The organism is Xanthomonas dyei (assembly GCF_002939865.1).
In the GTDB taxonomy this organism is placed as follows: domain Bacteria; phylum Pseudomonadota; class Gammaproteobacteria; order Xanthomonadales; family Xanthomonadaceae; genus Xanthomonas; species Xanthomonas dyei.
Genome location: NZ_MDEE01000012.1, coordinates 1 through 22,824 on the forward strand (window position 1 = coordinate 1; position 22,824 = coordinate 22,824).

The 22,824-nt window shown below is 65.4% G+C and carries 16 protein-coding genes and 1 pseudogene; 2 read left to right on the plus strand and 15 right to left on the minus strand.

Annotation, left to right across the window (positions count from 1 at the left end; all coding sequences use genetic code 11):
• Nucleotides 1–55 precede the first annotated feature (55 nt).
• The 14 genes and pseudogenes from XdyCFBP7245_RS09910 to XdyCFBP7245_RS09975 all read right to left on the minus strand — a co-directional run bounded on the left by XdyCFBP7245_RS09910 (nucleotide 56) and on the right by XdyCFBP7245_RS09975 (nucleotide 16,870).
• A complete protein-coding gene (locus XdyCFBP7245_RS09910; RefSeq protein WP_104615517.1) occupies nucleotides 56–358 on the minus strand; it encodes a DUF262 domain-containing protein in 303 nt (100 codons plus the stop codon).
• A gap of 41 nt (nucleotides 359–399) precedes the next feature.
• On the minus strand, nucleotides 400–3,177 hold the full coding sequence (locus XdyCFBP7245_RS09915) for a DEAD/DEAH box helicase (RefSeq protein WP_104615518.1): 2,778 nt from the start codon (nucleotides 3,175–3,177) through the stop codon (nucleotides 400–402).
• A gap of 11 nt (nucleotides 3,178–3,188) precedes the next feature.
• On the minus strand, nucleotides 3,189–3,695 hold the full coding sequence (locus XdyCFBP7245_RS09920; RefSeq protein WP_104615519.1) for a hypothetical protein: 507 nt from the start codon (nucleotides 3,693–3,695) through the stop codon (nucleotides 3,189–3,191).
• On the minus strand, nucleotides 3,695–6,916 hold the full coding sequence (locus XdyCFBP7245_RS09925; protein ID WP_104615520.1) for a site-specific DNA-methyltransferase: 3,222 nt from the start codon (nucleotides 6,914–6,916) through the stop codon (nucleotides 3,695–3,697). Before XdyCFBP7245_RS09925 ends, XdyCFBP7245_RS09920 begins: the two co-directional genes overlap by 1 nt.
• Nucleotides 6,917–6,928: 12 nt before the next feature.
• Nucleotides 6,929–7,930 (minus strand): hypothetical protein, encoded by a 1,002-nt coding sequence (locus XdyCFBP7245_RS24035; protein WP_104615521.1) that lies wholly within the window; start codon nucleotides 7,928–7,930, stop codon nucleotides 6,929–6,931.
• A complete protein-coding gene (locus tag XdyCFBP7245_RS09935; protein ID WP_104615522.1) occupies nucleotides 7,930–10,659 on the minus strand; it encodes a DUF499 domain-containing protein in 2,730 nt (909 codons plus the stop codon). The genes XdyCFBP7245_RS24035 and XdyCFBP7245_RS09935 overlap by 1 nt, the downstream gene beginning before the upstream one ends.
• A complete protein-coding gene (locus tag XdyCFBP7245_RS09940) occupies nucleotides 10,659–10,889 on the minus strand; it encodes a helix-turn-helix domain-containing protein (protein ID WP_104615523.1) in 231 nt (76 codons plus the stop codon). Before XdyCFBP7245_RS09940 ends, XdyCFBP7245_RS09935 begins: the two co-directional genes overlap by 1 nt.
• A 529-nt stretch (nucleotides 10,890–11,418) precedes the next feature.
• Nucleotides 11,419–11,613 (minus strand): annotated as a pseudogene (locus XdyCFBP7245_RS09945) (IS3 family transposase); the annotation flags it as partial.
• A gap of 41 nt (nucleotides 11,614–11,654) precedes the next feature.
• Complete coding sequence (locus tag XdyCFBP7245_RS09950) at nucleotides 11,655–12,005, minus strand: hypothetical protein (protein ID WP_104615524.1); 351 nt, start codon at nucleotides 12,003–12,005, stop codon at nucleotides 11,655–11,657.
• Between the two features lie 264 nt (nucleotides 12,006–12,269).
• The gene (locus XdyCFBP7245_RS09955; RefSeq protein WP_104615525.1) at nucleotides 12,270–12,512 is read right to left on the minus strand and encodes a hypothetical protein; all 243 of its coding nucleotides are present in this window, start codon (nucleotides 12,510–12,512) and stop codon (nucleotides 12,270–12,272) included.
• A 55-nt stretch (nucleotides 12,513–12,567) separates the two neighbouring features.
• Complete coding sequence (locus XdyCFBP7245_RS09960; RefSeq protein WP_104615526.1) at nucleotides 12,568–13,119, minus strand: glutathione peroxidase; 552 nt, start codon at nucleotides 13,117–13,119, stop codon at nucleotides 12,568–12,570.
• A gap of 84 nt (nucleotides 13,120–13,203) precedes the next feature.
• Entirely contained in the window at nucleotides 13,204–13,410 is a 207-nt protein-coding gene (locus XdyCFBP7245_RS24905) for a hypothetical protein (protein ID WP_386276053.1), read from the minus strand.
• Between the two features lie 700 nt (nucleotides 13,411–14,110).
• Nucleotides 14,111–15,631 carry a DNA recombination protein RmuC gene (locus XdyCFBP7245_RS09970; protein ID WP_211287674.1) on the minus strand — a complete coding sequence of 507 codons (1,521 nt, stop codon included), beginning with the start codon at nucleotides 15,629–15,631 and terminating at the stop codon, nucleotides 14,111–14,113.
• Between the two features lie 231 nt (nucleotides 15,632–15,862).
• Entirely contained in the window at nucleotides 15,863–16,870 is a 1,008-nt protein-coding gene (locus XdyCFBP7245_RS09975; RefSeq protein ID WP_104615529.1) for a zinc-binding alcohol dehydrogenase family protein, read from the minus strand.
• A gap of 96 nt (nucleotides 16,871–16,966) precedes the next feature.
• On the opposite strand from XdyCFBP7245_RS09975, the gene XdyCFBP7245_RS09980 reads away from it, so the two are divergent.
• Together XdyCFBP7245_RS09980 and XdyCFBP7245_RS09985 are read left to right on the plus strand one after the other, a co-directional pair.
• Nucleotides 16,967–17,878, plus strand: coding sequence for a LysR family transcriptional regulator (locus tag XdyCFBP7245_RS09980; RefSeq protein ID WP_104615590.1), 912 nt, complete (start codon nucleotides 16,967–16,969; stop codon nucleotides 17,876–17,878).
• A 385-nt stretch (nucleotides 17,879–18,263) separates the two neighbouring features.
• Nucleotides 18,264–19,679, plus strand: a complete 1,416-nt coding sequence (locus XdyCFBP7245_RS09985) for an amino acid permease (protein WP_104615530.1) — start codon at nucleotides 18,264–18,266, stop codon at nucleotides 19,677–19,679.
• Between the two features lie 435 nt (nucleotides 19,680–20,114).
• Here the strand turns inward: XdyCFBP7245_RS09985 and XdyCFBP7245_RS09990 are convergent, their stop codons facing one another.
• A complete protein-coding gene (locus tag XdyCFBP7245_RS09990; protein ID WP_104615531.1) occupies nucleotides 20,115–22,589 on the minus strand; it encodes a GH92 family glycosyl hydrolase in 2,475 nt (824 codons plus the stop codon).
• Between the last annotated feature and the right edge of the window lie 235 nt (nucleotides 22,590–22,824).

Sequence of the window (22,824 nt, forward strand, 5' to 3'; positions counted from 1 at the left end):
ATTCTCTACTTTCGAATGGCAAGGTAATCGGGGGTGGGTCAATCAACCCCGGACTCTAAACCCGATCGCTACTCAGGGCGGGGGGACGTCGCGCGCACAGCAGCAGGAAGAAGGTGGTCAGGCGCTGCTGGCCGTCGATTACCTCGTAGTGGTTCTTCTGCTCGGTGGGCGACACCAGCACGGTGCCGATGAAGTACTCCCGCGTCGTGCCCTCATCGATCTGCTCGCCTATGTCCTCCAGCAGCTGATGCACTTCCTTGTCCGTCCAGACGTACTCGCGCTGGTAGTCGGGGACGATGTAGAAGCACTCCCGGAAGGCTTCCTCGATGCTGTATTTGTGGTTCTCGATACGGGCCATGTTTCCTGTCCTTTTCTTTTTCTATGCGCCGCGTTGCGACGTCAGGCGCTTTGCGCGACGATCTCGACGTAGCCGATCAGCTCCGCCGAGTAGCTGCCGTCGCCATTCGCAGCCCCCTTGTGCTTCAGTTCCCGCTGCAAGGTCGGCTCCACGACGTGGGTGAACAGTTCGCTTCGTTGCTCGGGCCGAAACATCGGTGTGGTCGGCGGAGCCTGTAGGTACTGCTCGCAAAGGCGTTCGACTGTGGGGATGCGCGTGCCGTCCTGTTTCACGGCGATGGGCTGCACCACCACGCGACGCTCGCCGTTGCCGAGCGACGCTTCGACCATCCACAGCGACAACAGCACCGGCTCGTCCATGTCGCCCGACACGGCGATGCCGATTTCCTCCGGCGGCACGCTGCGCCAGCGACCCAGTTCCTCCTGCACCAACGGGTGATCCAAACCCATCAGTTGCAGCGCATCCTGATTCGTCGCCGCTTCTCGGTTCAAGGTGAAGCGGGCGCGGCGCGCGCCTTCGGCGGTGACGAGGTCGTAGGTCGCATCGTCGACCTTGACCAGCTTCTGCTGGCGATCTGCGACCGCCGCCGAGAGGAAGCGCACCAGCCGATCCAGACTGGACGACACGTCCGAGAAGGGCTTGTAGTCGTCGAGGCTGAAACCGTCGAGATCTTGGAACAGATCGAACACCACCTGCCGCGCCTCGCGGGAGTTCGACAACGCCGCTTCCAGTTCCACATGCGTGCGCTTCAGTTCCGGGTCGGACAACGCCTCCTGATACAGCCGGTCGTAGTTCAGGCGTTCGGACAACTGCCCGAGAATCTGCGCGCGCAGGTCTTCGGCCACGTTGCCTTGCTCATCGACCTTACCCACCGTGCGCGCGATCTCGGTCAGCTTCTCGTCGAGCAGCAGGAAGATACGGCCTTCAATGGTGTCCGACAGCACCAGGTTGTAGACCTGCGCCGTGTGGCTCTGGCCGTAGCGGTGGATGCGCCCGATGCGCTGCTCCATGTCCATCGGGTTCCACGGCAGGTCGAAATTGAACAGGATGCGGGCGAACTGCAGGTTGATACCTTCGCGCCCGGCCGCCGTGCAGACCAGCACACGCGGGCCGTCCCTCAGGCGGAAGCGCCGTTCCGCCGCCACCTTGGCTCCGTGGTCGCCGCCGCGCAGCACCACCACGCCCTGGCCGGGGAAGGTCTGTTCGATCTCGCGGGCGATCATGTCCACCGTGCCGAGGTAGGTGGCGAAGATCACGATCTTCTCGGTCGGGTTCTGCCGCCACAGCGTGCCCAAGCCATCGAGCAGCTTCTGCATTTTGGTCTCGCGCTCTGCCGGGAACACGCGCAGCAGGTCGCCGATGCGCAGACGCTCCTCGGGCAGATGCAGGTTCACTACCGCCGACGCGGCTTCTTCCGCGTGCGAGGACGAATATTCGCTGGCGTACGGGTCGGAGGCCATTTCCAGCGCCTCCTCGTCCAGCTTCTTCACCAGCCGGTACTTCAGATCGGCCAGCACGCGATCCACCTCGCTGCGCCCGACGCTGTCGCGCGACAGGTTGAACTCCTGATGGATCAGCTCGCGCGCCTCCTCGGTCAGGCGCTCGCGGCCCTCGATGTCCAGTTCCTTGTCGCGCAGAAACGCCTCGTGCAGCGTCAACATCAGCAGGCGGCGCTTCAATGTGCGGCGCACGGCGGCGAAGCTCGATGCTGCGATCTTCTGGAAGATCGCCATCAGGAAGCCCAGCGCGCGCCCCTGGCCACCCTGACGGCGCGCAAGGTCAAAGCCGTCCTCCAGATACTCGCGCAGCTTCTCGTAGAACAGCCGCTCGGCTTGCACCATCACGAAGGATTCGGTGTGAACCCAGCGCCGCGCGAACAGCGGTGAACCATCGGGCTGGCAAGCGTCGGCTTTGGTGCGGCGGAACATCACCGTGTTCAGCCGGTGCCGTTCTTCCAGCATCTCTTCGGGGCTGCGGAACAGGGTCGGGTTCAACAGTTGCGCCAGCATCCAGAACTGGAAATGGTTGCCCTGGTGCGGCGTGGCCGACAACAGCAGGAGGTCGCGCGAATGATCTTTCAGCGCCTCGGCCAGCTTGTAGTTCTCGGTCTTGCGTACCTTGCCGCCGGTGCGGTAGGCGGTCAGATGGTGCGCTTCGTCGAACACCACCAGATCCCAGCGCGGCGCGTCCAGCAGGCGCTTGATGCGCGCCGGGCGCTTCAAGGTGTCGATGCTGGCGATCAGCCGGTCGTGCTTGGCGAAGGCATTGGTCTTGCGGTCGGTGATGTCGCCCTCGGAACCAAACACCTCGAACTCGAGGTTGAACACCTCATTCAATTCGCGGTGCCAGTTGTTCACCAAGCCTGCGGGCACCACCATCAAGGCGCGGGTCAATTCGCCCCGGCTGGCCAGCTCACGCAGGATCAGCGCGGTTTCGATGGTCTTGCCCAGACCCACCTCGTCGGCGATCAGGTACCGCCGCGGTGACGCGGTGGCGATGCGGTGCGTCAGCACCACCTGATGCGGCAGCAGGTCGATCTTGGCCGAAGTCAGCGCCGAGGCGCTTTCCATCATCGGCAGCGCGTGCGCCTCGTAGGCCAGCCACGCCTTGCGCCCGCGCTCCGCGCTGCCGTCCACGGCGCGCAGGATGCGCTCGGTGCGCGTGAGTTCACGCCGCAGCGACGCCACCGGCACCCGGCGTTCGCCGACGCCGAAGAACGCACGCAGATAGCCGTCACGCGCCGGGTCGAGAACGACGCCCTGGCCGTACTCGTGGTGAGTGATGCGCTCGCCGGGTTGGAACTGAATCTCTGCCGTCACTCAGCCGTCCCTCAGGTAATCCGCAGGTGGAACAGGCCAGCGGGCTTGCCGCCGTCGCGCAGCAAGATTTCCTGCGGGTACTCGTTGGCTTGGCCCCACAGGATGCGGCCGAGGTCGATCTGATGCCCGTGGGGCGCGTGACAGAGCCAGCCCACCTCATCGGTGGCTGGGTGCGCCCTGACGCGGTTGTGGCCGCCGGGCAGCCAGAACACCAGCGCGCCATCGCTTCCCCAGTCGTCCTGAAAGGACAGGATGGCGGGCTTGATCGCGTCGCCCAGCCACGCCTCGGCATCCGTGGGCGTCAGCAGATCGAGGCTGCCATCCAGCCCGGCCACCACCAGCGTCTTGCCGCCATTGCTGGGCAGATCGTCCGGCCAGCTGCCCGGTGCTTTGCTGGCGCGCAGAAACTGGCGCAGGCTCCACACCTCGCTGGCCGCGCAGATCTGATTGCGCGCTTCTTCGTCCCACACCCAACTGGTGCCGCGCCGCTGCCACACCGTGTCGCGCAGTTGTCGCATCACTCGTACTCCCCATCGTCATCGAACAAGGAACCCTGCGCGGGCTGGGGTGCCTGGCTGGCGTGCCATGCGTTGTAGATGGACACCGCACGCGAGGCCGCGTTGCGGGTGGTCTGATCCGGGCCGTTGCGGTGTAGCCATTCGAGCAGCGGCTTCAGCGCGACGTGCGGCTTGAAGTTGTCGTTCTTCAGCGTGTCCGAGGCATTGATGCCGCTGCCGTCAAAGCACGCGCCGATCAGCACCAGCGCCTGATCCAAATCGGACGTGAGGCGGCGGCGGTGCTTGCCTGACCATTCGCGGGCGAAATCCAGCGCATCGGTGCGGGTGAAGACCTTGTTCTTCTCCGCGCACCAGCCGCGCTGCACGAACTCGTCTGGCGTGGTGATCGAGCCCTTCAGGAACTTCTGCAACTGGTCACGCTTCAGCTCGGCGGCATGGCCGAAGGTGCGCAGGAACTGCCGCGAAATCGGCTCGGCGTTGACCGGCGGCGCTTCCTTGCCCTTGTCGGCGTCTTCGTCGATGAGCTGGTTGATGCCGACCAGCGCATCGCGCACGGAGATGGTGCGGCCTTCGTCGACATAGACCTTGCCGTAGTGGCGCGAAAAATATTCCAGCGCCTTGCCACGCCGGATCACCTGGATGTCGGCGGCGGGCAGGCCTTCCTTGGCGTGGTTCTCCAGCATCGCCTGCAACTGGCGCACGTCGGCCATCACCTCGCGGCGCATCCGGCCCCAGCTCACCGGCTTGGGTTCTTCGGTGCGCTTGCGGCAGACGTGGATGATGTCGTACTCGATGGTCTGCGACCCGAAGGTGCCCGGTTTCGCGCCTTCGCCCTTGGTCTCGTCGGAGCGGATCGGATACGTCGCTTCGAGGTAGTAGCCCGCGTCGAACAGCGACTCCAGCACCGCCACCCACGGCTCGTCCTCGCTGTGGTGGAAAGTGAAGGCGAGGATGCCGCTGGGCTTGAGCGCGCGATGCGCCTCGCGCCAGCACTGGGTGAGCAGGCGCTGGTAAAAGCCGTCCGGGTCTTCCGGCTCGCGCGCGCGATTGGCGACTGCCTCCAGCGACTTGGGTGTGTAGTCGGGGCGGAAGTAGTCGGGATACTCGTCCTTCAACGCAAGGCGCAGCCAGACGTAGAAGAAATCGGCCAGTTCCGAGTAGTGCAGAAGCCCGCCGAAAGGCGGATCTGTAACGACCAGATCGAGGCTCGTCGTTGGGATATGACTGAGGTCCGTGGACGAGCCTTGGAACACGCCGACTTCGCCAACGGGATCGCCCGGATAGACCTTCTCGCTCTTACCCGTGATTTGGGCGCCCAGTTCTGGTGATCGTCGTATCAATGACTCAACGGCGACCGATTCCCATGGAGTGATCGCCCATTCGCGCCCCTCGACAACACCTTCAACACATGAGATCCAGTTGCCGCGCCCAAGGGACGAGAACACGCAGTTCTCAATAATGTTGCTCTTGGGGTGGTAATTGTTGTTGCTCATGTGCGGAGCCAAGCCGTCTCGACTGATGTCCCAGAAGCAAAACATGTTCTGGTTCCGCAGATACTGCTGATACGAGCCGAGCACGTATTCCCGCACCTTCCAGTCATAGCTGCCAGCTTCAACAATGGCCTTGAGCAGTTGCGCATGAATCAGCAACTGGCGTGGATTGAACATCGTCCACCAGTGCGTGTAGCCGTGGTTCGGAATCCCGCCGTTGTTCATGTGGGTCATGAATCCATACGGCACTTCGGAACGCGGCCAGTAGTCCCTCAGGTCGTTGTCCTTGCGCGCTTCCCATTCCGCGAACGCGGCGTCGTATTGCCGCGCGTGCGCGACGTCGTAGGCAGCGAAGAAGCGCCCGCCGTAGGGCTTGCCCGCCGCGTCGCGCTTGGGCGCGTAGCCCTGCACCGCGTAGGCCGCCATCGGCCCGGTCTTGCCCGTGGCCTTGATGGTGGTCAGCACATCCTGCACCGTGCCGCAGGCCGAACAGGCGTAATGCGACTTCTTCGGCACCGTGCCTTTCTCGGGCACGAACGTGACGCCCGTTTCCGGGTCGGTCACTTCATCCGGCAGCGAGCCGCGTACTTCCAGTAGACGAATCGTCTCGGCGCGTGCTGCATCCCATCGCGTGGTGGTCGTCACCTCGTCCTGCGCCGAGCCGCCGTAAGGCTGGCCGTTCGCATCCTGCTTCGCCTCGCCCGCCAGCCACTGCGGATGCACCAGCAGGCTCAGCTCCACCTTCTTGTTCTTGCCCTTGCCGAGATTCACCATCGCGGTGTGCCCGCAGTGCGGGCAGATCACGCCTTTCCTGCGGTCGAGCACGGAGTACGGCGCTTCGCTCGGCGCGACGTAGAACGGCGCGTCGGGAGCCATGCGCGCGGCTTCTTCCTCCACATCGAATGCTTCGCCGCACTTGCCGCAGCTGTGTTCCCACGACTTCACCGTCAGCGTCTTCACCGCCATCACCGGACTGCTCATGATCGGCGTGCGGTGGCCGCAGCCTGTCACCTGACAAGGCCCGTGCTTGGCCCAGAAGGTGTAGATGATTTCCGGGCCTTCGTAGCGGAAATCCTTGCGCTCGTCGCGCGGGATGGCGAGCGGGTCGAATTCGGCGGGCATTGCCTTGTTCGTCGGCAGGTGCGTCCATGTGCCTCGTTCACCCTGCGGGCCGTCGCAGAAGTAGTACGGCATGATCTGCGGCTTGACCTCGGCCTCGATGTCGGCGAGCAGCTTCTTCACTTCCTCCAGATCGACATTGGCCAGTTCTTGCTTGACCACGAACCACGCGACGGGGTTGAGGTCGTTGCCGACCATCTGCATCCCGAGGCGCGAGCCTTCCACCAGCGTGGTGCCGCCGCCCATGAAGATGTCGGCCACCTTCAGGTGCTTGAACGCGCCGCGCTTCTGGTGGTTGGCGTAGTAGTTGTCCCACACCAGCTTGGCCGCGTGGGAAGGGTCATCCGGCGCTTTGGTGGCCGCCGCGATCAGCATCGAGCGGAACACGCTGGAGCGCCGCCGTGCCCACCACTTTGACATCTGGTAGATCGGCTTGCCCGCGTTGCCTTCGATGATCGCCACCTGATTGACGGGCAGGATCGGGAAGTCCACCTCCAGGCAGGTCTTGGGACGGTTGGGGTCGTTGAAATCGACGGTTTCGAGCGCGACCGCCTTGCCAGCGCCGACGGCCTTTGCGACCTCTTGAGCGAGTAGTTGTTTTTTGGTGGCCATCAGCCGCAATCCTTACTTGGTCAGCTCAACGAAGGGCGACAGCACTTCCAGCAGCGACAGGCCGCCATGCGTGAGCGTCGGGTAGCCGCCCTGGCTGCGCCATTTCCTGCGGCCCAAGGCCAGAAGGTGCGCGCCGTGCGGGCTGGTGATCTGCAAGGCGACGGGCGGCGCGAATGGGCCACAGTCGTTTTGTGTCAGGCCCGCACCCGGCTTGCTGCGCCCGCTTGAAAACGTCTGCTTGAGGAACTGGCCGACGTCGCCATCCGCGTCGGGGAAGTAGCCGGTGGCCGCGTAGCCATGGTCGGAGGTGATGACCAGCCGCCGCCCGGTGGCGAGGCGCTCAACGAAGGCCCAGAAGGCGTCACTGGTCAGTTGCTCAGCCGCGTCCTTGGTCAGCGGCTCCAGCCCCTGGCCTGCGCCGGAGCCGTCGTGCAGTTTGGCATCCGGCCAGTGGTGCCAGAAGATCTGGTTCGGCGCGCTGCCGATCAGGTTCTCGCAGTCCTTCCACGGCAAGTCCACCGTCTCGGTGCTGGCGGCTTGCAGCTTGTGCGCGAGGCCTGCTCCATTGCTCTGGAGCTTGCTGCGGCTGGCGAAGCCGAGCGCGCGGGCGAACTCGTCGGTTTCGCCGGGCAACTCAGAGGCGCAGGCAGCAACCTCGTGCGTGGTGAAGCCGCGCTCCTTCGCCCCCTGCAACAGCCACGGCAGTTCACGCAGCGAGAGGCCATCGAGGATGAGCACCGCCTTGGCGCTGAAGGGTTCTGCCCACCAGCGCAGCAGGCGATCCGAGGTGCGCTCCACGCTGCCGCCGAAGGCTTGCCACAGATCCCAGCCGCTGGAGGAGAGGAACAAATCCAGCTCGCCGATTTCGCGGTCGCGCTTGACGACTTCGCTGGGCGCGTTGCCTGCGGCCAGAGGCTTCGACGCGATCCCGACCGCGTGGTCGATGATGACGCGCCAAGCGTCGGCGTCCGAGCCTTGCGTCAGCGATTGCAGTGCGCTGGCGGTGAGTGCCATCAGTCGTCCTCCTTCTCGAGGTTCAGCTCGAAGCTCATGCCTTCGGGCAGCTTCTTGAGCAGTTCCTTGAGCTGCGCGCCGGTCGCGGCAGACACCTTGATGGACACCTCCGCCACCTTCGTGGCCGGGCCGATGCCCCAACCCTCGATCTTGCCGATCAGGTTGAGCGGCGACGTGGCCGGGTTCGACAGCGGCGTGCGCGGCTTGGTGGTGCCGGGTTCACCGCCGAAGATGCCGCCCGGCGTGGGCGTTGGCGTGGGAGCGGGAGAACCACCAGGTGTGGGTTCGGGCACGCCCGGCGTGGGGGCAGCGCCACCGCCCGGCGGAATACCCCCCGGCGGCGGCGCGGGCGGCGTGGAGCCGCCGGTCGCGGGCACGGCCGAGGGCAGCATCACGAACACGTCGTCGAGGTGGCGGCCCGTGAGGGAGAGCTTGGGGCGCAGACGCCGCCACGCGGTATCTTCGTCCTCGCCCGGATTGGTTTGCAGGTACTCCATGCCGCGCACGTTGATGGCGACCTTGCCCTTGGCGCACAGGCGCAGCAGGCGTTCCTTCATCGCCGTTTCGCCCAGCCACGGGATGCAGTCCTGTCCGGCCGGGCGCGGCTCCTGAAGCTCGCGCAGCAGCTTTCCGACTGATTCGTTGTTGCCGGCGTATTCGAGTACCAGTTCTTCGAAGTCCTCCGGTACGAACAGATCGCCGGTCAGTGCCTCCTCGATGGCTTCGGGAATCTGCGAACCCTGCTTGTCGAGGCGTTCGACGCTGAACTTGCACTGCGCGGGGTCGGCGAAATTCCAGCGTTGCAGCACGGCGAAGCGGTCGAAGCGCTTCTTCAGGTTGTCGCGCAGCGTGTTCTCGAATTCCTTGTGCAGCTTCTTGTATTCGGGGTTCTGGCCGCTCCATTCCTGCGCCTTCATTTCGGCGCGGGCGAGGATGAGCAGGTCGCGATCCATGAAGGAGTTGGTGCTGCCTGCGCGCGGCAGCAGGAAGCGCACGGTGTTGCGGCGCTTCTGCAACTGGTCTTTGATCCAGCGGCCCAGCGTGGCGTCGAGCTTGTCGGCTTCCTCGGGCAGCACGAGGATGGGCAGACGGTCGTCCCACTTGTCGGGCTGCTCGGCTTCATCGAGCGCTGTCCACGGATCGTTGACCCACGATTTCGGCAGGGCGATCACGCGGAAGGTCTTGGCGACCTCGTCGCTACCGCCGATGACGTAGCGCACCTGCTTGGCGAGCTGGGCCTGATCGGCACCGTCGGCGAACAGCTTGTCGTTGCGCGCGTAGGCCATGAGCTTGGCGCGCGGGTTCTCTTCCTCGCGGAACAGCAGCTTGGTGCCTTCCTGGTGGATGTTGAAGCTGTTCTCGACGATGGTCGCCAGCTCGACCTGGAAGGCGTTGTCGTCCACCGGCTTGTCGCGGGTGATGTCCAGTTGCAGCGTGGGCGGTTCGGCACCGGCGAGGTTGCCCACAGCAATCGAGCGCAGCCACAGCGCGCCGACGATCTCCTGCAGGTGCGGCGCGATGCTGGCGTGGTCGTGCCGCGCCTCCTGCACTGAAATGATGTTCTGCTGCGCCTTCTCGCGCAGCGTGCGATGGTGCTGGTTGGCAACGGCTTCAAGCAGAGCGCCGATGCCGGAGGCATCGTCGTCCAGCCGGAAGTCGGCGGCGGTGAGCACCGGCACGGCGTCGCCACGGCTCTTGTAGGTGTTGGCGAGGATGCGGATCAGGTCGCGCGTTTCCTGCGCGTCGGTGGCGATCAGCACCTGCTCTTCGAGCAGGCGCAACAGGTGCGGCGCGTAGGGCCACGATTCGGTGAACTCGCGGCGCTTGCGCTCCTGCTCGGCAGGCGGCACGTCGAGCAGGCGGAAGGATTCGGCGACGTGCTGCGCAACCAGCGATTCGATGGTGCCGCTGGCGATCTGCAAGCGGTTGTCGAACAGGCGGTGCAGCAACATCCGGCGGCGATCCTGCTGGATGCGCTCGGCGCTGCCGCCCGCCTTGAAGTCGATGGCGACCGGGTTGACGCGATGCACCTGCTGGTAGGCATCGCTGCCGCCGTTGCGCACCGAGATGACCAGCACCAGCAGGTCGGGGCGCTCTTTGGCGATCTCCGAAAGAATCTGGATGAAGTTGAACGCCCAGTTCTTCCACGGGTACTGCTTGGTGTTGGTGAGGCCGTCGTACCACGTCTGGAACTCGTCCAACAGCAGCATCGTCGGCTTGTTCTGCAGCAGCTCGATGATGAGCTTGTCGGACGGGATTTCCGTCTTGGACGCGCCTTGCCCCTCCCACTTGCCCTTGATGTAGGTGCCGTGCGGATGGTTCTCGAACAGCACGTCCCACAGGAACTTGTAGCGGTGACGGTGCAGGCTTTCGCCGATGACGTGCATCCCATCGCGCAGCGTGATCTTGCCGAGGTTGGGTTCGGCCAGCGTGGTCGCCCACGCATTGAGCCACGCGCCCGTCGAGATAGGATCGGTGACCGCGTGGTAGAGCGCGGCCATCAAGTGAGACTTGCCGAGGCCGCGTTCGCCGATCACGACCACGGGGCGTCCCTGATTGGGGCCGACGGCCTCGATTCCCTTCAGCAGGTCGTGCGTGGGATAGGTGATCTCCAGGAACTGCTGGGCCGCGATCTGGGTCGCGCCCGTGTGCTGGTCGTTGGACAGCTCGATGGCTGTGCCCTTGAGGCGCTTGCCCCGAAATTCTTCTCGTAGCGTCAGTCCAAGCATTACTTCCGATCCCCCTTGTTCGATGCCTTGCTCGCGGCGCGTTCAGGACCGCCCGCCGATTGCTGCTTGATCCAGCTCTCGATGTCGCTGCGCGAGAACCGCCAAGTCCCGCCGAGCTTGAACGCCGGGATCTCCCCGCTCGCCGCGAGCCGATAGATCGTGCGCTTGCCTGCCTTCAGGTAGGCCGCGACCTCGTCCAAGGTCAGGATGTCGCCATCAGGCTCTGCCATTGCCGTTCCTATGCAGACGTTGAATTTTTATTGCCAAGTCTTGCAGATTTTCCCACAACACGGCGACGGTGACCAGTCGGAACCTGGGCCCGAACTTCAATCGGTTTCTGGGGTGAACGGGGCGATGGACTGGCCGCGTACTGGTGGCCAGTGTCCGACTCGAAACGGCCAAATTCTCTAAGGCGTGTCCAAAGGGCCGGACGCGTTACTATTTACGCGAGAACGCGGACGCGGGTTCGATTCCCAAATCCACCACCACACAACGGTCCTAAGAAGACCGACTAAGGCCGGGAATTCTCGCAAGAGGTTCCCGGCCTTTTTCATGGGCGCGGCTAGCAGCGACGCCGCTAGCGCCATCGCCTGCGCTCGCCACTGCCTGCCGCGTCAATTAGTGACGCGGGCTGTCGACTCGGATGTTGTGGCGATCGACCCTGCGAGAGGGCGGTCACACGCGTGGGCTAACGCAACGTCGCCGCGGAGTTGGTCGAACTGAACCGCCCCGGGAATCGCGGAGGCTGTTTGATCGAAGTCAGGCTGCCATCGCGGCGGCTTGACTGGCGCGTTGTTGATAGTAGTTTGCTTCGGCTTCTGCTGGCGGGATGTAGCCGATGGATTGGAGCAGGCGCCGGCTGTTGAACCAGCTCACCCATTCCAGTGTGGCCAGCTCTACCGCCTGGCGGGTCTTCCATGGCCCGCGGCGATGGATCATCTCGGCCTTGTAGATGGTCGGCAGGGATTCATGTAAAAACCTTTGCTGCCAGTGAGTTAGCTCACTTTTGGCTGTTTTTTACATGAATCCCTGCCGACCCTCTCATAGGGTTCAAGGCAATCGAGATCGCCGATCGCGATGCCGTCTTCCCGGTAGTGATCGACCAGCGAATGAACCTGATCGTGGAGTTCGACACTTCGGACGAGCAGACCGTCATTGCCGAACATACCGAACGGCATCTCGATGACGAAAAGGCCGTTGGTCGTGCCGTAGCCGAATGTGCGTGCAAACAGCGCGTAGGAAGGCGGCAGCGGGCCGATCTGCGCTTGGAGGTCTGAAATCTCGTCGGCAGATGCCGTGCGCGTGATGGTCGCACGATCAAAAAGCTGGGTGAGGTCGTCGGTCATCCCGGGTTCCTTCGAAAAGACGCCAGGCCAGTCGCTCGTTATCAGCCGGCGCAGCAAGTGCTCGCCTCCAACGCCGCGTCTACTGCTGGTGCGCTGTCGTTGCGAGGCGTAGGTGATTCGTTAGCGTCGCGCGGATCTCCATCATTTCCCCTGCCTCGCCGCGGCCGCGCTTGATTCGCGTGCCTGGTTTGGCAGGACATGCTCGATGCAGGCGGTTACTGTCATCTTCAATCGCAAGAAAATCGACGCATCATCTGCGCGTGGTCACATCCGTTTGCGGAGGCTTGGGATTTTGAACGATAGCCAGGAAGCCAACAGGCAAAACGCAAAGCCGACCACAAGCACAACCGCAATCATTGGCCACTTTTCCATCCATTCGATACGGTAAAAGCACGTTGCCGGCTCGCCATTGATGAGCGCGCCATCAGGACATGGATTGGCCAGGCGGCTGTGGTACCACAGCGCCAGACCGGTGACGCAGGCAAGCACGCTGATCAAGATCAGCATCAGAACACCGGCTCGAACGCGTGTCTTGCCTGGCATTGAAGGACGGCTGCCTGCGTTATGCAGCCGCAGCCAATGCGGCATCCACCGCTGCGCGCAGGCGTGCATCGTCGGCCGGCACATCCGGAGCGAAGCGCTCGATGACGGCGCCGTCGCGGGCGATCAGGAATTTTTCGAAGTTCCACAGCACGCCCGGTGCGGGGTTTGCGGCGATGCCGTAGCCGGCGAGTTTCTCGCGCATCGGGCCATCGCCGGTGGCGCTCGGGCGCGCGCTGGTCAGAGCCTGATACAACGGATGGGTGTCTGCACCGGTGACGGCGATCTTGGAGAACATCGGGAAGGTGACGTCGTAGGTGAGCTGGCAGAACTGGGCGATTTCCGCCTCGCTGCCGGGTTCCTGGCCGTTGAAGTCGTTGGCCGGGAAGGCCAGCACTTCCAGGCCCGCCGCATGCTTTTCGCGGTACAGCGCTTCCAGGCCTTCGTATTGTGGGGTGAGGCCGCACTTGGAAGCGACGTTGACCACCAGCAGTACCTTGCCGCGGTAGTCGGCCAGGGTGGCCGGTGCGCCGTCGATGCGTGTCACCGGAATGGCGTGGATGCTGGAAGTCATGGGTGCGTCCTGATTGGCGGGAAGCACCAGAGCATAAACCGCCGGGCGCGCGCGAGCGATGTCGCCCGCGCGCGCATCAGCCGGTCAATCGATACACAGCGCCGCCTGGCCTTTGCCACCCACCACAGCCTGGCGGCAGCCGAAACGATCGCTGTCGCGTTGGCAGGTGCCGGTGGTGACGGTACCGGTCGGCACGATGCTGGTGACCAGACAATCGCCGCTGCAATCGGCCTTGTCGGTGCAGGTCTTGCCGGCATCGGCATACGGCACGATGCAACGCGGAATCTGCATGCGGCCTACCGGACGTAATTGGCCGCCTTTTGCGGTGCACGCGGCTGCGTCGGCAGACACTGCATTCGCAGGCGGTGACGCACTCGCTGCAGCGCCGGACTTGGCGGGCGGCGTAGCGCTACATGCGGTCAGCAGCAGCGCGCACATCATTGGGTGGATCCATCGAGCCGCCATAGAAATCTCTTCTCGGACAAGGTGCATGCAAGCATCGCGGGAGCGCTGTCTGCGTGATGTGGTTGGAATGCGACGCAGAAAGATAACGTCTTGAACCTGCTGTTGTTGTAGGAGCGCAGCCGGGCGCGATGAGGCGTTATCGGTACAGCCCCGTCGCGCCCGGGTGCGCTCCTACGATGGGCTGTGTGTTGGCTGGCGTCTGCGGGTGGATCATTCCTGCTCGTCGCAGGGAGCGCAGTCGGTGCCGTTTGCGGCGGCCGGCGTTGTAGGAGCGGACCTGGCCGCGATGGGGCGTTATCGGTACAGCCCCGTCGCGCCCGGGTGCGCTCCTGCGATGGACTGTGTGTTGGCTAGCGTCTGCGGGTGGATCATTCCTGCTCGTCGCAGGGAGCGCAGTCGGTGCCGTTTGCGGCGGCCGGCGTTGTAGGAGCGGACCTGGCCGCGATGGGGCGTTATCGGTACAGCCCCGTCGCGCCCGGGTGCGCTCCTACGGTGGGCTGTGTGTTGGCTGGCGTCTGCGGGTGAATCATTCCTGCTCGTCGCCGATGTCATCGTCGGTGCCGTTGTCGGCATCGTCCAGCAACGCTTGGGATTGGTCGCCGGACAGCGTTTCCACGCCGCGCAGGCGGCGTTCGATGGTGCGGGTCTTGCGGCTGGCTTCGCCGAGGCTCTTGCCGACGGTGCTGATCTGCCGCTCGGCCTTCTCCAGAATATTGGCGAACTTGCCGAACTCGCTCTTCACTGCGCCCAGCACCTGCCAGACCTCGCTGGAGCGTTTTTCGATGGCCAGCGTTCGGAAGCCCATCTGCAGGCTGTTGAGCAGGGCGGTGAACGTGGTCGGGCCGGCCAGTACCACGCGATGTTCGCGCTGCAGCAGATCGACCAGGCCGGCGCGGCGGATGACTTCGGCGTACAGGCCCTCGGTGGGCAGGAACATCACCGCGAAATCCGTCGTGTGCGGCGGGCTGACGTACTTGTCGCTGATGGATTTGGCCTGCACGCGGATGGCGCGCTCCAGCTGCGCGGTCGACTGCTTGATCGCATCCAGGTCGCCCTTTTCCTGCGCGTCGATCAGGCGTTCGTAGTCCTCGCGCGGGAACTTGGCGTCGACCGGCAGCCACACCACCGTGTCGTCGCCGCGCCCGGGCAGGCGGATGGCGAAGTCCACCGCTTCGGCGCTGTCGGGTTTGACCCGCACGCCGCGCGCGTACTGCTCCATCGTCAGCGTCTGCTCGAGGATGTTCTCCAGCTGCACTTCGCCCCAACCGCCGCGGTCCTTGACGTTGCTGAGCACGCGCTTGAGATCGCCGACGCCGGTGGCCAGTTGCTGCATTTCGCCCAGGCCGCGTTGCACCTGTTCCAGGCGCTCGGAAACGAGCTTGAAGGACGCATCCAGGCGCGTGTTGAGCGTGGTCTGCAGCTTTTCGTCGACGGTGGCACGCATCAGCTCCAGCTTGCTGGCGTTGTCGCTTTGCAGGCTGGCCAGTTGCTGTTCCAGCGTGGCGCGCATCTCGCCGATGCGCAGTTCGTTGCGCTGGGTGAGTTCGCTCAGGCGCTGGCCAAGCGCTTCGGTGAAGCGTTGCTGCGACTCGCCGGCTTCGGCGCGGCCCTTGCGGGCATCCTCGGCCAACGCTTCGCGCAACGCGGCCATATGCGTGTCGGTACGTGCGATCAGGTCGGTCAGTTGCTGGCCGAACACGTGGATGCGGGTTTCCTGCTGCTGGCCGAAGCCTTCGAGCTGGGTGCGCAGTTCGGTGAGCCGCAGGGTCAACAATTCGCCGGTGCGTTGCTGGGCCAGGCTGCTTTCTTCGCGCGCCTTGCGGGCATCTTCGCCAAGGGCGTCGCGCAGCAAGTCCAGACGTTGATCGGTGCGGGTGGACAGCTCGGTGAGGTTACGCGCGAAGGTTTCCAGACGCGCATCCTGCTGCCGCGCCAGGCCTTCGAGTTGCTCGCGCAGTTCGCCGCGGCCGTCGCGTTGTTCGGCGCGCAGCGCCAGTTCCAGACCGGTGGTGGAAGGACGCCGCAGCAGGGCGAGCAGCTGCAGCACGAGGACTGCAACCAGCAGTCCGAGAAGGATCAGGGATTCGGATGACATGCGCGCAGTGTAGCGGGGCCGGTCGCAGCGGCTGCGTCGGTGCAATGCGGGTTGGGTCGTCGGCGATCACGGCGCAGGCGCCTGGGGCTGTCCGAAGCCGGCATGCCGTCCAAGCGCTAGCTCGGTGGCAAGCACGCGTTGTTCGGCGTGCCGGAACGCTGCGCGATCGCGACGTCAGCGCCGTCAGAACCCTTCCAGCACCAGCTTGCCGCGGGTGCGATGCGATTCCAGTGCGGCGTGGGCGCGGCGCAGGTTGTCGACGCTGATGCGGCCGTAGTGCTCGCCCAACGTGCTGCGCAGCGTGCCGCTGTCCACCAGCGCGGCGACGCGGTTGAGCAGGTGGTGCTGGGCGATCATGTCGTCGGTGGCGAACAGCGAGCGGGTGAACATGAATTCCCAGTGCAGCGACGCGCTCTTGCGCTTGAGCGGCAGCACATCGAGCGTGGCCGGGTCGTCGATCAGCGCCAGCTGGCCTTGCGGTGCGAGCACGTCCACCAGCTGGGCAAAATGCTGGTCGCTGTGGGTCAGGCTGGCGACGTGCTCGACCTGAGCGATGCCGATGCGCTGCAGGCCCTCGCTCAGCGGCTGGGTGTGGTCGATGACGTGGTGGGCACCGAGCGCGTACACCCAATCCTGGGTCTGCGGGCGCGAGGCGGTGCCGATCACGGTCAGCTTGGTCAGCGTGCGCGCCAGCTGCACCAGGATCGAGCCGACGCCACCGGCGGCGCCGACCACCAGCAGGGTCTGGCCCTGCCCGCCGTCTTCGGCGATGCGCAGGCGGTCGAACAGCAATTCCCAGGCGGTGATTGCGGTCAGCGGCAACGCGGCGGCCTGAGCGTCATCGAGCGTGGCCGGCTTGCGCCCGACCAGGCGTTCGTCCACCAGGTGGTATTCGGCATTGGTGCCGGGGCGATTCAAGGTGCCGGCGTAGTACACCGCATCGCCGGGCCGGAACAGGCCGACCTCGCTGCCCACCGCATCGACCACGCCGCTGGCGTCCCAACCAAGCACGCGCGGCGCGTCGACCGCGGCATTGGCGCGCACCTTGGTGTCGACCGGATTGACCGAGATGGCATGGATACGCACGCGCAGGTCGCGCGGGCCGGGCTCAGGCAGCGGCAGCTCGAGCGCGACCAGCGCGCGCGGGTCGTCGATGGGCAGACCGTGCTGCGGGTAGGCGATGGCTTTCATGGCGGGCGTCGTGCGGGGAGAGGACTACATGGTCGGCCGCCGGGATTAAGAGAAAAACGGGCAAACTGCGCAAGCACTTTCACAGCTGGAGTGAAGATGGTCCGCTTCGACGATTTGGCGCTGTTCGTGCGCACGGCAGCGCTGGGCAGTTTTTCCAATGCCGCGCGCGAGGCCGACCTGCTGCCCGGCCAGGTCAGCGCGGCGGTGGCGCGGCTGGAGCGGGCCCTGGACCTGCGCCTGTTTGCGCGCTCCACGCGCAGCCTGCGGCTGACCGCCGAGGGCGAGCAATACCTGCCCTACGCACGCCAGGTGCTGGAGCTGCTGCGCGATGGGCGCGAGCAGGTGCGCGGGCGCGACAGCGAACTGCAGGGCGTGCTGCAGGTGACCGCCCCGTCGGATCTGGGCCGCAATGTGCTGCTGCCGTGGCTGACCGAGTTCCGCGCCGCACATCCACGCCTGCGCCTGCGCCTGCATCTGTCCGACCAGGTGGCGGACCTGTATCGCGCGCCGGTGGATGTGGCGTTCCGGCTGGGGCGTATCGACGATGCGGAGCATGTGGCGCTGCCGTTGGCGCCGCACAACCGGCGCGTATTGGTCGCCGCGCCGTCGTATCTGCAGCGGCACGGGCAGCCGGCCACGCTGGATGCGCTGCGCGAGCACGCCTGCCTGTTGTATCTGCTGGCCGGGCGCGCCTACGACCGCTGGCAGTTCGCGCTGGAGGGGCGTCGCCACATCGTGCCGGTGCGCGGGGCGATGCTGTGCGACGACGCCGACATCGTGCGGCGCTGGGCCGTGGCGGGCGAAGGCATCGCCTACAAATCCTGGCTGGATGTGTGCGCCGACGTGCAGGCCGGGCGCTTGCAGGTGCTGTTCCCGGACTGCGGCGACCGCCTGCCGCTGCACCTGGTGTGCCCGCATCGCAAGCAGTTTTCGCCGGCAGTACGGCAGTTGTACGCGCTGTTTGCGCAGCGCTGCCAGGCGATGACGGCGTTGTATCCGCTGGCTTGATGTGCGGTGATCCTGCTGCGTTAGAAGATCGGCGCGTTGGATGGACATGCGCGCTTGGGCGCGTGCCGGCCGCTGGCACGCACTCGGTCAACAGCGCTCGCCGCCTGCGATCTGCACTGGAGTCACGTCCCGCCAGACATTCCGTAGTCCGGCATCCACGTCCGGCCAAGCCAGCCCCAGCGCCACAAGGTCTACTCCGGCTGTCTTAAGTCCAGGCGATGGCGCGTTCGTTGCGGTGATCGCGTCATGGATGTTGCGACTGGTCATGCTGCTGCCAGATGGCACGCGCGCCCTGCCCGCTGCGGCCGCATGACCTTGGACAGATAGCTTTGCTGCAGCGCGTTGGGCGACACTCGGCGATTCTTTTGGTTCCTTCGAGGTCCGCATGTCGTCTTGGCTCCGGCGCAAATCCATCGATCAGGTCACCGTGCACGAGGCCGGCCGGCAACTGGTGCGCAGCCTGAGTTGGCCGCACCTGATTGCGCTGGGGATCGGGGCGATCGTCGGCACCGGCATCTACACGCTGATCGGCGTGGGTGCGGACAAGGCCGGCCCGGCGGTGCTGCTGTCCTTCGTGGCCGCCGGCATCGTGTGCGCCTGCGCGGCGCTGGCGTATGCGGAAATGGCCACGATGATGCCGGCCGCCGGCAGCGCCTACACCTACAGCTACACCGCGCTCGGCGAGAGCATCGCCTGGGTGGTGGGCTGGAGCCTGGTGCTGGAGTATTCGCTGGTGGTCAGTACCGTGGCGGTGGGCTGGTCGGGCTATTTCGTCGGGTTCCTGCAGTGGTTGGGGGTCAACCTGCCGCATGCATTGATTGCCGGGCCGCACGCCGGCGGCATCGTGAACCTGCCGGCGGTGGTGATCACCTTTTTGGTGGCCGGCATGTTGATGGCCGGCACCAAGGAAAGCGCCACGCTCAATGCGGTGCTGGTGGTGCTGAAGATCATTGCGCTGGGCGTGTTCGTGGCGATCGCCTTGCCGGCGTTCAACAGCGCCAACCTGCAACCGTTCATGCCGTATGGCTTCTCCAAGGCGATGGGGCCGGACGGCGTGGAGCGCGGAGTGATGGCGGCGGCAGCGATCATCTTCTTTGCGTTCTACGGGTTCGATGCGATTTCCACCGCCGCCGAAGAGACCAAGAACCCGGGGCGCGATCTGTCGATCGGTATCGTCGGTTCGATGATCGGCTGCACGCTGATCTACGTGCTGGTGGCGCTGTCGGCCGTGGGCGCGTTGAGCTTCACCGTGTTCGGCAAGAGCCCGGAGCCGTTGGCGTTGATCCTGCGCGAGCTGGGCCACGGCAAGGCGGCGTTGGTGATCGGTGCGGTGGCGATCATCGCGCTGCCGACGGTGCTGCTGGCGTTCCTGTACGGGCAGAGCCGGATCTTCTTTGTGATGTCGCGCGATGGGCTGTTGCCGCGTGGTTTGTCCAAGGTCAACGCCCGCACCGGCACGCCGGTGGCGATCACCTTGTTCACCGCGGTGCTGGTGGCGGCGTTGGCGGGTGTGGCGCGGCTGGACAAAATCGCCGCGTTGGCCAATGCCGGCACGTTGGCCGCGTTTACTGCCGTGGCGGCATGTTTGCTGGTGTTGCGCGTGCGCGAACCCACCCGTGCGCGGGCGTTCCGCACGCCGCTGGCCTGGGTGGTGGGGCCGGTGGCGATCCTGGGCTGCCTGTACCTGTTCTGGAGCCTGCCGAGCACCACGCAGGGCTGGTTCCTGGTCTGGAACGTGCTGGGCGTAGTGGTGTATGTGGCGTATGGGCGGCGCAATAGCCGGCTGGCGAAGGCTGGTTAGTCCCTTCTCCCATCGGGAGAAGGTGCCCGTAGGGCGGATGAGGGGCGCCCCAGATATCTTTCAGTGCCATGCATGACGAACGCGTCGCCACGCGCCTTCAAGAGTGAATCATCGACGGGAAGGTCTTCGCGCTAACGGTCCTGTGCTGCGCGACTGCTTGCGGATGCGCGCTGACCACTCCCTTCTCCCATCGGGAGAAGGTGGCCCGAAGGGCCGGATGAGGGTACGGGCGAAGCCTGGTGTTATCCAACTTGGTCAGGGGCTTCGCTCCGTACCCTCACCCCAACCCCCGCTCCGCGCCCCGGCCCGCGCTAGCAGCGCGGGCGCTCCCAGGCACGCGCGCCAGTGGCGCGCAAGCTGTGCCTTATCGCCCCGGGGGAGAGGGGCTTCAAGCTGCGCGCTGCTGGTCAGTGCTTTCGGCGTCGAGGCTTCCGGTTACTGCGCTGCTGCAGGCGTGGCGCAGAACGAGGTTGGGAGTGCATCCGCTTGGGTGCCCCAGCCTTGCGTGGGCGCCTGCTTGGTGAGCGCAAACGACAACGTGCCGCCTTGCTGCAATTGCGCCCAATCCAGGAAGACCTTGGTCTGCGGCGTGCCGTTCAAACGCACGCCCTGCACGTACTGCAGCGCGCGGCCATCGGCGCCCGGGGCGTCGATGCGCAAACGTTTGCCGTTGCCCAGGTCCAGCGTGGCGCGCTTGAAACGCGGCGTGTGCAACAGGAACTCGCCGCTGCCAGGCACTGCCGGATACAGCCCCAAGGCGCTGAACAAATACCATGCCGACATCGTGCCGAGGTCGTCGTTGCCGGTGACGCCATTGGGCGCATTGGTGAACAACTGCTGCGCGGCGCGCACCACGGTGGCGGTCTTCCACGGCTGGCCGATCAGCGTGTACATCCACGGCGCGTGCAGGTCGGGCTCGTTGTTGGGGTTGTAGCGGTACTGGTTGTAATAGCTGTACGGGCCGACCACCCAGTGCGTGCGCGCGCCGTTGAGCGGGTCCTTGAGCAGGTCGTCGTAGGCGAAGAAGGTGTCCAGGCGTTTGCCTGCCTGGTCGCTGCCATGCATGGCCTGCAGCATGCCGGGGATGTCCTGCTGCACCAGCCATTGGTATTGCCAGGCAGTGCCTTCGTGGAAGCCATGTTGCGAGCGTGGGCTGTACTGGTCGTTGGACGGCGCGTACCAGCTGCCATCTTCCAGGCGTGGACGCGGGAAGCCGACAAAGCTGGTGTCCGCATCGCGCACCGTGGCGTCCCAGACGTGATGCCAGTTGCCGCCGCGCGCGCGTAGCTGGGTGCTGTCGTCGGCATGGCCCAGGGCTTGGGCCATCTGTGCGAGCGCGCAATCGGCCAGGGCGTATTCCAGCGTGGCCGAGCCGCCGTGGTGCGGGTCCACGTCCATGCCCTTGGAGGGAAACGCGCGGTCGTATTGCACGAAGCCATTGGCGAGATAACTCGCGTTGCCCGAACGCCCGGAATGCCGCGAGTTGATCGGCGGTTGGCCGAAGGCGTTCTGCCGTAGCGCGGCGTAGGCCTCGGCCTCGTTGCCCTGCAGCGCGCCGAAGCGCCACAGGTCGACCAGGAACGGCGTCACCGGGTCGCCGGTCATGATGTTGGTGTCGTAGTTGGCGTAGCCCCAACGCGGCAGCCAGCCGCCCTGCTGATGGATCGCCAGCAGCGAGCGGCCGATGTCGCGCGCGCGCTGCGGGCGCAGCAAGGCGAGCAGCTGATTCTGCGAGCGATAGGTGTCCCAGAGCGAAAAGTACTCGTAGTAGGTCCAGCCCTCGGCACGATGGATCGCATCGTCATAGCCGCGGTAGCGGCCATCGGCATCGCTGCCAGTGAGCGGCTGCAACAAGGCGTGGTAGAGCGCGGTGTAGGCCACGCTGCGGTCGTCCTTGCTGGCGCCGTCCAGCTGCAGGCTGGCCAGTTCTTTGCGCCAGACCTGCTGCGCGCGCTGGCGCATCTGCTCCAGGCTCAGCAACGTGCCGCCCTGCATGCCATCGGCACGCAGATTGGTGCGTGCGCCGTCGGCATCCACGTGCGAGATGGCGCTGACCACGGTCACCGCGCGCGCGTCCTTGCCCTTGCCCAGCGGGAAGCTGAGCCAGGCGCCATTGGGTTTGAGCTCGCCCCCCATGCCGTGACGCGCGCCGGGCACGCCGCCGTCTTCGCCCCACACCCCGTGCGCGGTGAACGGGCGGTCGAATTCCAGCCGGAACCAGGTGGTGTATTCGTGGCCGCCACAGAAACTCTGCGTGACCAGCTTGCCTTCCACCACGCGGTCGCCGACCAGCTGCACCTGGCTACCGATCACCACGTGGCGGTCGTTGGCCTGGGCCACGTTGATCAACAGATGGCCGGTGTCGGCGCCGGGCGCGAAGGTGTAACGCTCGGCAGCGGCGCGGGTGAGTGCAGTGGCTTCGGCGTCGATGCCGCCGTAGTCGGTGAGCCGCACCTTGTAATAACCGGCCTGGCCCACTTCGCCGGCATGCGTGTAGCGCGCGGCATAGCGCTTCTGGTCGAAGGTCTTGGCGTCGGCGGTGTCGAAATCGCCGCCCGGGCCGATGCTGCCGGTCACCGGCAGGATCGACACCTGCCCGCCCTGCTCCCAGCAACCCGCGCCGGACAAAAACGAATGCCCAAAGCCGCGGATGTTGGGGTCGTCATAACGCCAGCCGGCGTAGTGCGCGCCGATCGGGCTGACCTGGATCAGGCCGAACGGGGCGGACGCGCCGGGATACGTATTGCCGTCGTCCTTGCTGCCGATGAAGGTGTTGACCTGCGCCGGGTCCTGCGCGGCCAGCGGCGGCGCAACCGCCATGCCGAGCAGGCAAAGGGCAGCGGCGCGACGCCACAGCGAGGTTGATGGAAGAGGCAACAAAGAGCGATACGATGCAACAGCAAAGACCATGCAAGACACCTCGGAGAAGAGGGCGGCCGGGGCCGCAGGTGAGAGCGCGCGTACCGGTCGCCGCAAGACGCGGCGACCGGCGCAGGACGAGCGTGCGCGAAGACCGACGCATGCCACAACCCCGGATGGCGTCAGGCGCAGCAATTACCTTGTCTGGATGCACCGCTCTACGTCGCACTCACTCCGCACAGAACACGCGCCGATGGCGACGCAGCGGAGGATTGCCACGTCCTGA